Below are 13,401 nucleotides of genomic sequence, written 5' to 3' on the forward strand. Positions count from 1 at the left end.
GGGGGGCGGTCACCGTGCGCCGGTGGCCGCCCCCTTCACGTACCGGCCGGGCCGCCCGCCGCGCGGCCCCGCGCACGCCACCGCGACCAGCGCGAGCGCCGCGAGGCCGCCGCCCAGCCACAGCACACCGCCCGCCCCGTGGCCGTCCGCGACCCGGCCGCCGGTGAAGGCGCCGAGCGCGATCGCCCCGTTGAACACCCCGGCGAAGAGCGCGGACGCCGCCTCGCGGGCGTCCGGGGCGGCGGCCATCACCCAGTTCTGCGCGGAGACCGAGACCCCGCCGTACGCCAGCCCCCACACCACGAGCACCGCCACCGACGCGGCGGGCGAGCCGCCCGCGGGCACCATCAGCGGCACCACGGCGGTGAGCAGCGCGCAGATCATCAGCAGCGCCCGGCGCGGATCGCGGGCCGCGACGGCGCCGCCCGCGAAGTTGCCGACGATGCCGGCCGTCCCGTAGGCGAGGAGCAGCACGCTGATCAGTCCCGCGCCGATGCCCGGCACCCGCTCCAGGACGGGGCGTATGTAGGTGTACGCGGCGAAGTGGCCGGTGACCAGGAGCGTGACGGCGAGCAGTCCGGCCCGCAGCCGGCCGATGCGCAGCAGTCCCCGGAACGCGCCGGGCCCGATCCCCCCGTGCGCGGGCAGCCGGGGCAGGACCGCGACGAGCAGCCCCGCGACGGCGAGGGCGAGCACCGCGAGGGCCGCGAACCCCCAGCGCCAGCCCGCCAGTTCGCCCAGCAGCGTCCCCGCGGGCACGCCCAGCACGGAGGCCACCGCGATCCCGCTGAAGATCACCGCGGTGGCCCGCCCCGCGCCCTCCTCGCCGGCGAGGCGCACGCCGAGGCCGGCCGCGACGGCCCAGACGCCGCCGATGCAGACGCCCACCAGGACCCGCGCGGCGAGCAGGACGCCGAAGGCGGGCGCGAGCGCGGAGACCACGTTGGCGGCGGCGAGCAGCATCATCAGCGCGGCCAGGACGGTGCGCCGGTCTACGCGGCGCGCGGCGACGGGCAGCAGCGGGGCGGCGAGTCCGGCGACGACGCCGGGCAGGGTGACGGCGAGGCCCGCGATTCCGTCCGAGACGTACAGGCCCGAGCCGACGGAGGTGAGGAGCCCGACGGGCAGCATCTCGGTGGTGACGACGGTGAAGGTGGCGGCGGCGACCACGAGGACGGCGAGGCGGGTGTGCGGGGGCGGCAACGTGCCTGTCCGCAGGGGGAGATGGGCGCTCTGTGACATGGCCTCCACCCTGTGGGGATGCCCGCTCGGGAACAACGCGGAAGATCTCATCCTTGTATGAGCCGGATTAATCGACCGGGACGGCCGTCGGGGCGAGCACGAACATGGGCGAGCACGGAAAAGGGCGAGCACGGGAAAGAGGGACCGCGCGTCATGAGCGGGAGGGGACTGGAGATCCGGGAGCTGGAGTGCTTCCTGGTGCTCGCCGAGGAGCTGCACTTCGGGCGGGCCGGTGAGCGTCTCCTCGTGTCGCAGAGCCGCGTCAGCCAGCTGCTCGCCGCCTTGGAGCGGCGGATCGGCGCGCGCCTGGTGGAGCGTACGAGCCGCCGGGTGGCGCTGACCACACTCGGGGAGCGTTTTCTTTCCGAACTCCGGCCGTCCTACGTGGAGTTGACGGGCGTCGTCGAGCGGGCGAGGGCGGCGGCGCGGGGTGTCGAGGGGACGCTGCGGATCGGTTTCCAGGGAACGGCCGACGACCGTCTGATGCGCGCCATCGGGACGTTCCAGGAGCGGCATCCGGCCTGTGCCACGGAGGTCGTGGAGATCTTGTTCTCCGACCCCTTCGGGCCGGTGCGTGGGGGCGACGTGGACGCGGCGGTGGTGCTGCTGCCGGTCGACGAGCCGGATCTGGTGGTCGGACCCGTCCTCGCCGGCGAGCGGCAGAGCGTCGCCGTGTCGGTGCGGCACGCGTTCGCGGGGCGGGCCTCGCTCACGGCGGCGGATCTCGCGCGGACGCCGCTGATCTCCGCCGCCGCGCCGGCGCCCGGGTACTGGCGGGCCGCACACGCCCCGTCGACGGCCGCCCCCGCCGCCCCGGCCGTCCGCACGCTCCAGGAGGGACTGACGCTGGTCGCGGCGGATCGGGGGGCGATGCTCCTGTGCCGCCCGACGGCGGAGTACCACGGCCGCAAGGACGTGGTCTTCGTGCCGGTCGACGGGGTGCCCGACTCGGTGCTCGGGATGGTGTGGCACCGGGACGGGGAGACGGGCCGGGTACGGGAGTTCGCGCGGGCGCTCGCCGCGGTCGGCCCGCTCTGACCTGCCCTGCCCCGACCTGCCCCGACCTGACTGCCTCGATCAGGGCCTGCGCACCTCGAAGTGGAAGCAGCCGTACTCGACCGCCCGGACGTGCACGAGGACCACGTCCGGGTCGGCGAAGGCCTCCGCGAACGCGGCGTCGAAGCCCTGCTCCTCGTCCCGCGGGATCCGCAGGAGGCGGCCCCCGACGATGTGGCCGTTCCTGTCGTAGCGGCGCAGGGTGCGCAGGGATCCGGCGCGCGAGAAGGGGTAGCCCGTGCGCTCTCCCGTCGGTCCCGCGCAGGGGTCGGCGTGGATGAAGACGGGCCCCTGCTCGTCGTAGGCGCCGGGGGCCGCACCGGTCTCGGCTGTCCAGCGGCGCAGCGGGGCGTACGAGACGAGGGCGACGCGCTCACCGGGGGCGATGGGCCGCAGACAGCACCGCAACGGGTCGCCGCCCTCGGGGTCGACGTACGGGGCGCAGGGCTGCCCGGCGTCGTCCGTCTCCCGCAGCCGGCGGAGGGTTTCGGGGGCGATGGGGCGGGGGGTGTACACAGTGGCCGTGGGGAGGTCCGAGGGGATGTCCGTAGGGGTGTCCGTGCGGGTGCTGGTCATGGGTCGAGCCTCGCGCGCGGGCGGGGGCGGCGCTGGCGGGATTCGGACAGGGAGTCCGGGGGTTGGCGCGGGTCGCCCTCAGGCCCCCGGTGGCGGTCAGCCCACCCCCCACGACCCCCGCCCGTTCAGCTCCCGTACGTCCTCGCCCGTCGTCCGGCGGTACGCCGCGTCCAGTTCCGCCAGTTCGGCCGGGGTCAGGACGTCCTCCACGTGGTCGAAGCCGTCCGGTGCGCGCAGGGCGACCGCGTGCAGGATGCGGTCCGCCGGCATGTCCCGGTTGGCGAGGACCAGCGCGTTGACCGGCTCGCGGCGCAACTCCTCGTACGCCCGCAGCCCCGCCTCCCGGTCCGGCGCGCAGTGGGCGAGGCAGCGGGCCAGGACGCGGGCGTCGAGGATCGCCTGGGAGCCGCCGTTGGACCCCACCGGGTACATCGGGTGCGCCGCGTCGCCGAGCAGCGTGACCGGGCCGCGGCCCCACCGGGCGAGCGGGTCCCGGTCGACCATCGGGTACTCCAGGATGTGCCGCGTGCCGGCGAGCAGCGCGGGGACGTCGAGGTCGCCGATGCGCCAGCCCGCGAAGTGCGGCAGGACGTCGGAGAGCCGTCCGGAGCGGTTCCAGTCGGCGGGCCCCGCCATCCCGTGGTGCCGGGTCAGCGGCGAGCGCACCTCCGCCACCCAGTTGAGCAGGTCCCTGCCCCGCTCCTGGGCCCGGCGGGAGATCGGGTAGACGACGAGCTTCGCGGTGGCGTTGCTGCCCGCCACCGCGACGGTCCGCCCCCCGAGCACCGGGTGCCAGTCGGCGGTGCCGCGCCACATCCGGACGCCGTTCCACAGCGGCGGCCCCTCGCCGGGGTGCAGCATGGCCCGCACCGTCGAGTGCAGCCCGTCGGCGCCGACCAGGGCCCGCACCCGTACGGCGTACTCCCTGCCCCGCCCCCGGTCCCGCAGGATCACCCGCAGCGCGCCGCCCTCGCGCTCGGCCAGGCGCACGAAGGCGGTGCCGGTGCGCACCGCGTGGTCGCCGATCCGGTCGCGGACCGCGTCGAGCAGGATGAGCTGCAGGGCGCCGCGGTGGATGGAGTACTGCGGCCAGTGGTAGCCGAGGGCGAGACCGCGCGGCTCGGCCCAGATGCGGTTGCCGTGCCGGTCGAAGTGGGCCATCGCGTCGGGGGCGACGGCCGTCGCGGCGAGCTCGCCGCCGAGTCCGAGTTCGGTCAACTCCCGTACGGCGTGCGGCAGCAGGTTGATGCCCACGCCGACGGGGCGCAGATGGTCGGTGGCGTCCACCACGCGGACCTCGATGCCCGCCGCGTGCAGGCTGAGCGCGGCGGTGAGCCCGCCGATGCCCGCGCCCGCCACCAGTACGTCGGTCATGGCCGTCGCGCGGTCCGGCCCGCGCTGTCCGGACACGGGCCGCCGGGCGGCCCCTCGATCCCCAGCATCTCCGGCATCCCCCTGTGGTCCCTGACCGTCCGCGGGGCCGTGGTCGGCGGCCGGCGCGGACCGGTGCGAACGCGCGGAGCGTAACGGCACGGCAGCGGGAGAACAATGGCCCGGGCGGCCATCCGGTGCCCCATGGAAGGATGGCCGGAAACACGACAAGTCGCACCCCTGAAAAACCCTGAAAAGTCGCACCCCCGAAGATCCGAGAGACCCGAGACGTCCCCCTCACGAAGGCCCGGACGTCGTACCCGAGGAGATGACCGCGTGCCCGGCACCAATCTGACCCGCGAAGAGGCGCAGCAGCGCGCGAAGCTGCTCACCGTTGACTCGTACGAGGTCGAGCTCGACCTCACCGGCGCGCAGGAGGGCGGTACCTACCGGTCCGTGACCACGGTGCGCTTCGACGCCGCGGAGGAGGGCGCCGAGACCTTCGTCGACCTGGTGGCCCCCGCGGTCCACGAAGCGGTGCTCAACGGCCACGCGCTGGACGTGGCCTCGGTCTTCCGTGACTCCCGCATCGCGCTGAAGCACCTGCGGGCCGGCCGCAACGAACTGCGGGTCGTCGCCGACTGCGACTACACCAACACCGGTGAGGGCCTGCACCGCTTCGTCGACCCGGTCGACCAGCAGGCCTATCTGTACACGCAGTTCGAGGTGCCGGACGCCCGCCGCGTCTTCGCCTCCTTCGAGCAGCCGGACCTCAAGGCGACGTTCCGGTTCACCGTGAAGGCGCCGAGCGGCTGGACGGTGATCTCCAACTCGCCCACCCCCGAGCCGAAGGACGACGTCTGGTCCTTCGAGCCGACGCCGCGCATGTCGACGTACGTCACCGCGCTGATCGTCGGCCCGTACCACGCGGTGCACTCGACGTACGAGGGTCCGAACGGCCAGTCCGTGCCGCTGGGCATCTACTGCCGTCCGTCGCTCGCCGAGTTCCTCGACGCGGACGCGATCTTCGACGTCACGCGGCAGGGCTTCGACTGGTTCCAGGAGAAGTTCGACTACGCGTACCCCTTCGCCAAGTACGACCAGCTCTTCGTGCCGGAGTTCAACGCGGGCGCGATGGAGAACGCGGGCGCGGTGACCATCCGCGACCAGTACGTGTTCCGCTCGAAGGTGACCGACGCCGCGTACGAGGTGCGCGCCGCGACGATCCTGCACGAGCTGGCGCACATGTGGTTCGGTGACCTGGTCACCATGGAGTGGTGGAACGACCTGTGGCTGAACGAGTCGTTCGCCACCTACGCCGAGGCCGCCTGCCAGGCGTACGCGCCGGCCTCGAAGTGGCCGCACTCGTGGACGACGTTCGCCAACTCCATGAAGACGTGGGCCTACCGGCAGGACCAGCTGCCCTCCACGCACCCGATCATGGCCGACATCCGTGACCTGGACGACGTCCTGGTCAACTTCGACGGCATCACGTACGCCAAGGGCGCCTCGGTGCTCAAGCAGCTCGTCGCGTACGTGGGCGAGGACGAGTTCTTCCAGGGCGTGCAGGCGTACTTCAAGCGCCACGCGTTCGGCAACACGCGCCTGTCGGACCTGCTCGGCGCCCTGGAGGAGACCAGCGGCCGCGACCTGAAGACCTGGTCGAAGAAGTGGCTGGAGGCGGCCGGCATCAACGTCCTGCGCCCGGTCGTGGACGTCAACACGCAGGGCGTCATCACGTCGTTCGCGGTCAAGCAGGAGGCGCCGGCGCTGCCCGAGGGCGCGAAGGGCGAGTCGACGCTGCGCCCGCACCGCATCGCGATCGGCCTGTACGACCTCGACGAGGCGACCGGCCGCCTGGCGCGCACGGACCGCGTGGAGCTGGACGTCGACGGCGAACTGACCGCCGTGGACGCCCTGGTGGGCAAGCGCCGCCCCGCGGTGATCCTGCTCAACGACGACGACCTGTCGTACGCGAAGGTCCGCCTGGACAGCGAGTCGCTGGCCTTCGTCACCGACCACATCGGCGACTTCGAGGCGTCGCTGCCGCGCGCGCTGTGCTGGGCGTCGGCGTGGGACATGACGCGCGACGCGGAGCTGCCGACCCGGGAGTACCTGAACCTCGTCCTTTCCGGCATCGGCAAGGAGTCCGACATCGGCGTCGTGCAGTCGCTGCACCGCCAGGTGAAGCTGGCCCTCGACCTGTACGCGGCGCCGGCGGGCCGCGAGGCCGCGCTGACCCGCTGGACCGAGGCCACGCTGTCCCATCTGCGGGCGGCCGAGCCGGGCGGCGACCACCAGCTGGCGTGGGCCCGCGCCTTCGCGGCGACGGCCCGCACGGACGCGGAACTCGCCCTGCTAGAGCGCCTGTTGGACGGCTCGGAGTCGGTCGAGGGGCTCGCGGTCGACACCGAGCTGCGCTGGGCGTTCGTGGCCCGGCTCGCGGCGACGGGCCGCCTCGACGAGGCGGGCATCGCGGCGGAGCTGGAGCGGGACAAGACGGCGGCGGGCGAGCGGTACGCGGCGTCCGCGCGGGCGGCGCTGCCGACCCCCGAGGCGAAGGCCGCGGCCTGGGCGTCGGTCGTCGAGTCCGACACGCTGCCGAACGCCATCCAGGAGGCGGTGATCGGCGGCTTCGTCCAGACCGACCAGCGCGAGCTGCTCGCCCCGTACACGGAGAAGTTCTTCGCGGCGGTCAAGGGCGCGTGGGACTCCCGCTCGCACGAGATGGCGCAGCAGATCGCGACGGGCCTCTACCCCGCGCTCCAGGTCTCCATGGCCACGCTGGACGCCACGGACGCCTGGCTCGCCGAGGCGGACCCGTCCCCGGCACTGCGCCGCCTGATCACGGAGTCCCGCGCGGGCGTGGAGCGTGCGCTGCGGGCGCGGGCTGCCGACGCGTAGCCCTCTGGCCGGGCGGGGGGACGGGGTCCTCTTGCCCGGCGCCGGGGTGGGCGTCTTGCCCTGGGGCGGGCGGGCGGGCCGGCGGGCCCGGGGTGGCTCGGGGGTGGGACGGGCCGCCGCTGCGCGGCGGATACTTTCCCGCCCACCCACCCGTTTGCTCCGCGACGTGACGCTGGGCTGGGCCGAACTGGCCGACGCCACCCGGCAAGCGCCCCGGATCTAAGGCGCGGGGCCGCCCAGGCCTGTTGCCCGGCGCCGGGGTGGGCGTCTTGCCCTGGGGCGGGCGGGCCGGGGCGGCTCGGGGGCGGGCAGGGCCGCCGCTGCGCGGCGGATGCCTTCCGCCCACCCACCCGTTTGCTCCGCGACGTGACGCTGAGCCGGGTCGAACTGGCCGACGCCTCCCGGCAAGCGCCCCCGGCCTCAGGTCCGGGCCGCCCCGGCCTGTTGCCCGACGCCAGGGTGAGCGTCCCGCCCGTTTGCTCCCCCACGTGCTGCCGGGCCGGGGCGAACCGGTCGGCGCCTCACCGCAAGCACCCCGGGTCTCAGGCGCGGGGCCGCCCAGGCCTGTTGCCCGACGCCAGGGTGAGCGTCCCGCCCGTTTGCTCCGCCACGTGCTGCCGGGCCGGGGCGAACTGGTCGGCGCCTCCCGGCAGGCGTCCCGGGTCTCAGGTGCGGGCCGCCCAGGCCTGGCGTTCCGTGCGGACCGCCAGGTCGGTGCGGTTCAGGATGCTGTGGGGGCCTTCCTCCTCCAGGAGGCGGTCCAGCGCTGCGATGTCGGTCGGTGAGAGCACCTCGTCGACGGTGCCTCGGATGCGCCGCAGGCCCTCCAGGGCGTAGCGGCCGACCGCTTCGGAGCCCGCGCCGTCGATGTCGACGGCGACCGTGCGTTCGGCCTCGACCGTGAACCCGGCGGCGGTGAGCAGCGGCCCCCAGTCGGCGCCGCGGTGCGGCATGTGCGTGGCGTGGTGGTGCTCGGTCGCCGCATGACAGCGCTCTTCCAGGCCGGGCGCCTCCTCCGGCGCGTCCGCGGGCAGGAAGCGGGGGAAGCCCGCCAGCTCGACCACGGCGAGCAGGCCGCCGGGCGCGAGCGAGTCGTGCACCTGGCGCAGGACCCGCGCGGGGTCGGCCATGTGGTGCAGCGAGGCGGACGCCCAGACGAGATCGGGGGCGTCCAGCTCCGGCCAGGTGGTGTCGAGGTCGGCCAGGACCGTCCGTACGCGCTCGCCCACGCCCCGCGCCTCCGCCTTCTCGCGCAGGCGCCGCAGGTGGGCGTCGGAGGAGTCGACGGCGGTGACGTACGTGCCGGGGAAGCGGTCCAGGAGGGCGAGCGTGCCGGTACCGGTGCCGCTGCCGAGGTCGACGACGCGGCGCGGCGCCTCGGTCAGGGGCAGCCATGCGGTGAGGGACGCGATGTGCTCGGCGAGGACGTCCGCGTCCAGGTCGAGGAGGTCGGACTGGTCGACGTCGGTGTAGGCACCCGTGTTGGCGTCGGTCTCGGCGTCGTGGCTGTGGTGGTGTGCGGTGGAGTGGGTCATACGTGCACGCTAAGGCGGTCGTGGTGCGGATCCGCCTCCCCTGCCGGGATGCGCAAGACGATGGCCCTTTACGCTGCCGAACGCGCAAGCCGTAAGTCGCCGGGGCGGGTGAGCGTGAGGCCGTTCCAGGACCTCTGGGTCCCCTAGGACCTCTCCGGCCCACCCTCCTCCCCGCGCTGATGCCCGCGCCGCGCGTCGCGGTCGAAGATGCCCAGGACCTCGCACGGCCCGCCCTCCGCGCCGATGGCGTGCGGCAGCATCGTCGGGAACTCGGCGCACTGGTTGGTCTCGACCCGGAACCGGCGGTTGCCGAGGAGCAGCGTCGCCGTGCCCGACAGCACCACGAGCCACTCCCTCCCTGGGTGCGCCCGCATGCGCGAGAGGTTCTCCGGCGGCCGCCCCGTCATCCGCTGGCGCATGACCGTCACGCCGGGCTCCGCCTTGACCAGCCAGCTCATCCGCGCATGGGCCGCGTCGATGACCGGGCTCGACACCACGTCGTCCGTCGCCGTCTCGACCAGCTGGTCGAGGGTCGTGTCAAGGGCGCGGGCAAGGGTCACCAGCTGGTCGAGGGCCAGCCGGCGCCGGCCGTTCTCGATGCGGCTGAGCGTGGACTGGCTGACCTTGGCCCGGACGGCCAGCTCCTCCAGCGACCACCCCTGCGCGAGGCGCAACGCGCGGATCCGTTTGCGTACGAGGCTGTCCAGGTCGCCGTCCTCTTGCGTCATGGGCGACAGCGTATGCCGGGCCGGCAAGAACCCGGCAAGAACCGCGGCCCTACCGGCCCCGCTCCACCGCCCCCGCCCTACCGGTCCCGCTCCGGCACCGCCTCCCGCAGGGACCGCAACACGCGGGACACCGCCGCGCCCGACGCGGCCCCCCTCCGCACCGCCGCGACCACATGGCGGCGCGGGCGGTCCGTCGCCAGGTCCCGCATCACCACCCCGTCCCGCCGCACCGCCGCCAGCCTCGGCACCAGCGCCACGCCCATCCCCGCCTCCACCATCGCGAGGATCGCCGTCCAGCCGGACGCCGAATGGGCCTGTTCCGGGTCGAACCCCGCGCCCTCGCACGCCGCCCGCGTGATGTCCGACCAGGGGCCGCTGCCGCCGAAGATCCACGGTTCGGCCGCCAGATCGGCGAGCCTGAGGTCCGCCGCCGACGCCAGCGGGTGATCCACGGGCAGCGCCACGTCCAGCGGGTCGGCGAGCAGGGACTCCCGGGTGAAGCGGGTGTCCGCGTCGGCCGCGGCGGGCGCCTGGACGGCCAGGGAGAGCGCGATGTCGACCTCGCCGGCCGCGAGGAGCTCGTACGCCCGGGCCGCCTCGGTCTCCCGCACCCGTACGGAGATGCCGGGCGCCGCCCCCCGCAGCGCCCGGACCGCCGGCACGACCAGCGCGGGCACGGCGGTCGAGAACGCCCCGACCCGCACCTCCCCCGCCTCGCCCTGCGCGTACGCGGCCAACTCGGCGTCCGCCTGCTCCAGTTGGGCGAAGACCGCCTCGGCGTGCCGCAGCACCAGATGCGCGGCGTCGGTGAGCCTGACCCGCCGCCCGTGCGCCTCCAGGAGCGGCACGCCCAGCTGTTTGGCGAGGTTGGACAGCTGCTGGGAGACGGCCGACGGCGTCATCCGCAGCGTCTGCGCCGTCGCCGTCACGGTGCCCCGCTCGCTCAACGTGCGCAGGATCTGCAGCTTCTTGATGTCCCACTCGCTCATGAGGCCAACGTACCTACTGGTCAGGAGCGCGGACCCCACCGACCGCACCCCCTATTTCGTGCGGGCCGCGCCGAGCACGACCCCGCCCAGGATCAGCCCCATGCACAGCACCTGCAGCCATCCCATCGCCTCGCCGAGGAGCGCGAAGGAGAGCAGGGCGACGCAGACCGGCTGGAGGTAGTAGACGACCCCGGCGCGGGCGGCGCCGATGATCGAGATCGCCTTGTTCCAGGCGAAGAAGGCGACGGCCGACGACACCACGCCCACGTACAGGAGCGGCGAGACCGTGCCGGGCGTCGGCTCGAAGCCGCCCTCGACCGCGAAGTCGACGAGGAACACCGGCAGCAGCATCAGCGCGCCGAGCACGAACGTCGAGAAGAGGAAGGGCAGTCCGCCGATCTCCGCGGGCCTGCGCTTGAGCAGTGCGCTGTACGAGCCGAAGGACACCGCGCCCGCGATGACCCACAGGTCGCCGACCGCGAAGTCCATGGCGAGCGAGCCCTTGCTGACCAGGAGGAGGACTCCGGCGCAGGCGACGAACATGCCGGTCACGCGGCGGGCGCCGAGCCGGGCGCCACCGAGGCGTTCGTAGAGGGCCATCAGGACCGGCGACGCGGCCATGATCATGCCCATGTTGCCCGCGGTGGTCGTCATGCCGGCCTGGTTCACCAGGGTGTTGTAGACGGTGACGCCCAACAGGGCGGCCACCAGCAGGTACTTGAGGTGTGCGCGGAGCAGAGCGCGCTGCCGCCAGGTCTGCCGGACCGCGAACGGCGCGACCGCGGCGATGGCGATGATCCAGCGCCAGAACGCGTGCTGGATGGGCGGCACGCTGTCGTGGAGGGCCCGGGAGGTGACGAAGCTGCCCGACCAGACGACCGTGGCGAGGGCCGCGAGAGCGAGCCCGACGCCGATGGGGCGCGCCGCGGGGTGAGCGGTGGGTGCGGTGCGTGCGGGGGTCCGGTCCAGGAGTGCCACGGGGTATCCCTTGTCTCTCTCCCCGCGCCTGCGGGGCGTTTCGCTCCCCGCGCCTGCGGGGTGTCTCGGTTCGGCGGTCGGTCGCGTCGTTGCGGGGACCACCGTGACACCCCATGAACCATCAGGTCCATCGAATACTTTTGCCTGATCTTTTAAGGAGAAGCGAACGATCCTAGAGTGCGTGACGGACGAGCGCTTCCCGCACCGCCCCCGCCGCCGCGTCCTCGGCCGCCCACGCCACGTATCCGTCGGGGCGGACCAGGACCGTCGTGCGGCGGCCGCTCGCCCAGTGGGCCGGCACGGCGCGGCCCGTGGCGTGGCCCGCGTCCGCCGGGGAGATGAGTACGAACTCCCCTGCGCGCAGGGCCTCGTAGAGCCGCCCCTCCTTCAGCGCCACATCGGGGACGCGCCGCCCGACGAGGCGGTGCGCGCCCTTCGGGGCGGGGTAGGCGATGCCGACTCCGGTGACCTGGCCGACCGCCTTGGCGCGTACCACCGGCATGCTGTTCACCACGGTGGCGGCCGCGGCGCGCGCCGCCCGGGTCCACGGGCGCTTGGCCATCGCGAGCCGGACCAGGCCGCCGCTGCTGCGGAGCACCGCCTTGCCGACCGGGTGGCGCTCGGCCTGGTAGGTGTCCAACAGGCCTTCCGGAGCGGTGCCGTTGACGGCGGCGGCCAGCTTCCAACTGAGGTTGGCGGCGTCCTGGAGTCCGGTGTTCATGCCCTGGCCGCCGGCCGGGGAGTGGACGTGCGCGGCGTCCCCGGCGAGGAAGACGCGGCCCACCCGGTAGGCGGGCGCCTGCCGTTCGTCGCTGTGGAAGCGGGACATCCAGCGGGCGTCGTGCATCCCGAAGTCCCGCCCGAGCGCCTGCCGGACGATGGACTTGACCTCGTCGAGGCCGAGCGGCGCGCTGTCGGGGACGTCGCGGCGGCGGTCCCAGCCGATGACGCGGTGGTAGCCGTCGGCGAAGGGCGCGATGAAGGCGAAGGAGTCCCCGGCCGCGTTGACGGCGAGCAGCGTCTCCGGCGGTTCGGCGAGCCGTACGTCGGCGAGGACGAGCGAGCGGATGACGGACCGGCCGGGGAAGGGCAGCCCGACCGCCTGGCGCACCCCGCTGTGGAGCCCGTCGGCGCCGACCACGTAGGCGGCCCGCAGCGTGCCCGACTCGCCGCCGGGGCCGCGGAGTTGGAGCGTCACGCCGTCCGCGTCCTGGGCGAGTCCGGCCAGCTCGCTCTCGTACGAGAAGCGCACCCCGGCCTCGACGGCGCGCCGCTCCAGGACCCGCTCGACCTCGTACTGCGCGAGCACGAGGACGTGGCGGAAGCGGGAGGGCAGCCCCGCGAGGTCGAGCGAGAAGCGCCCGAAGAGGCGCACCGTGCCGAGCGGCTCGCCCCTGGCCTCCAGCTCGTCGGCGAGGCCGCGGGCGTCCAGCTGCTCCAGGGTGCGGGCGTGCACGACCATGGCGCGCGAGAGGTTGCTGATGCCGTGTGCGCGCTTCTCGACGAGCGTGACGGGGACGCCCGCGGCGGCGAGGTCCCCGGCGAGCAGCAGTCCGGTGGGTCCCGCGCCGACGACCACGACGGTGCCGTGGGTCGTACCCGCGCCGTCGGACGTGCCTGTGGTGTTCGTCGTTCCGGTGGTGCCGTTCATGGCTGCCTCCTGGATGCCAACGCCTGTTGGTCAACGCTTGTTGGCCACCATAGGACTACGCCCAGGAGGTGTCAACGCTTGTTGGCCTACGTTTGTTGGCGCGATCCGGAGACGTCACGGCGCCGGGGTCAGCCCTGCTTCTGCTGCTTGCGGGACTTGTCGCCGACCATCACGAGGCCCGCGATCACCAGGAACAGCACGAGGGGCGCCGCGACATAGAGGCCGAGCGTGTCGATGACGCTCAGGCCGGAGCCCGGGTCGTCGCCGTCGTCGCGGGCCGCGAAGGCGGGGGACGACATGAGCAGCATCATCAGCGTCGTGCCGGAGGCCAGGGCGCCGGCACGCAGTGCGTTCTTCTTGTCCACGGTGCC

The 13,401-nt window shown here is 74.0% G+C and carries 11 protein-coding genes; 2 read left to right on the forward strand and 9 right to left on the reverse strand.

Features of this window, described 5'->3' with window-relative positions; translation table 11 throughout:
- Positions 1-9 precede the first annotated feature (9 nt).
- Entirely contained in the window at positions 10-1,242 is a 1,233-nt protein-coding gene (locus ACFYO9_RS16055; RefSeq protein ID WP_358776043.1) for an MFS transporter, read from the reverse strand.
- Between the two features lie 153 nt (positions 1,243-1,395).
- On the opposite strand from ACFYO9_RS16055, the gene ACFYO9_RS16060 reads away from it, so the two are divergent.
- Positions 1,396-2,280 carry a LysR family transcriptional regulator gene (locus tag ACFYO9_RS16060; protein ID WP_358776045.1) on the forward strand — a complete coding sequence of 295 codons (885 nt, stop codon included), beginning with the start codon at positions 1,396-1,398 and terminating at the stop codon, positions 2,278-2,280.
- A 39-nt stretch (positions 2,281-2,319) separates the two neighbouring features.
- Here the strand turns inward: ACFYO9_RS16060 and ACFYO9_RS16065 are convergent, their stop codons facing one another.
- The gene (locus ACFYO9_RS16065; RefSeq protein ID WP_358776047.1) at positions 2,320-2,874 is read right to left on the reverse strand and encodes a DUF1203 domain-containing protein; all 555 of its coding nucleotides are present in this window, start codon (positions 2,872-2,874) and stop codon (positions 2,320-2,322) included.
- 96 nt (positions 2,875-2,970) lie between these two features.
- Positions 2,971-4,248, reverse strand: coding sequence for a flavin-dependent oxidoreductase (locus ACFYO9_RS16070; protein ID WP_355809003.1), 1,278 nt, complete (start codon positions 4,246-4,248; stop codon positions 2,971-2,973).
- Positions 4,249-4,581: 333 nt separating this feature from the next.
- On the opposite strand from ACFYO9_RS16070, the gene pepN reads away from it, so the two are divergent.
- Entirely contained in the window at positions 4,582-7,149 is a 2,568-nt protein-coding gene (pepN, locus tag ACFYO9_RS16075; RefSeq protein ID WP_358776049.1) for an aminopeptidase N, read from the forward strand.
- Between the two features lie 665 nt (positions 7,150-7,814).
- Here pepN and ACFYO9_RS16080 read toward each other — a convergent pair.
- The 6 genes from ACFYO9_RS16080 to ACFYO9_RS16105 form a co-directional block, all read right to left on the reverse strand.
- Positions 7,815-8,684, reverse strand: coding sequence for a class I SAM-dependent methyltransferase (locus ACFYO9_RS16080; RefSeq protein WP_358776051.1), 870 nt, complete (start codon positions 8,682-8,684; stop codon positions 7,815-7,817).
- A gap of 143 nt (positions 8,685-8,827) precedes the next feature.
- Entirely contained in the window at positions 8,828-9,412 is a 585-nt protein-coding gene (locus tag ACFYO9_RS16085; RefSeq protein WP_358776053.1) for an XRE family transcriptional regulator, read from the reverse strand.
- Between the two features lie 77 nt (positions 9,413-9,489).
- Positions 9,490-10,401, reverse strand: a complete 912-nt coding sequence (locus ACFYO9_RS16090; protein ID WP_355808175.1) for a LysR family transcriptional regulator — start codon at positions 10,399-10,401, stop codon at positions 9,490-9,492.
- A 51-nt stretch (positions 10,402-10,452) separates the two neighbouring features.
- A complete protein-coding gene (locus ACFYO9_RS16095; protein WP_388666328.1) occupies positions 10,453-11,379 on the reverse strand; it encodes a DMT family transporter in 927 nt (308 codons plus the stop codon).
- A gap of 172 nt (positions 11,380-11,551) precedes the next feature.
- Positions 11,552-13,030, reverse strand: coding sequence for an FAD-dependent monooxygenase (locus ACFYO9_RS16100; protein WP_358776054.1), 1,479 nt, complete (start codon positions 13,028-13,030; stop codon positions 11,552-11,554).
- A gap of 128 nt (positions 13,031-13,158) precedes the next feature.
- On the reverse strand, positions 13,159-13,395 hold the full coding sequence (locus ACFYO9_RS16105; RefSeq protein WP_355808170.1) for a hypothetical protein: 237 nt from the start codon (positions 13,393-13,395) through the stop codon (positions 13,159-13,161).
- Positions 13,396-13,401 lie beyond the last annotated feature (6 nt).

The sequence above is a fragment of the Streptomyces sp. NPDC005863 genome (assembly GCF_042871345.1).
Taxonomy (GTDB): domain Bacteria; phylum Actinomycetota; class Actinomycetes; order Streptomycetales; family Streptomycetaceae; genus Streptomyces.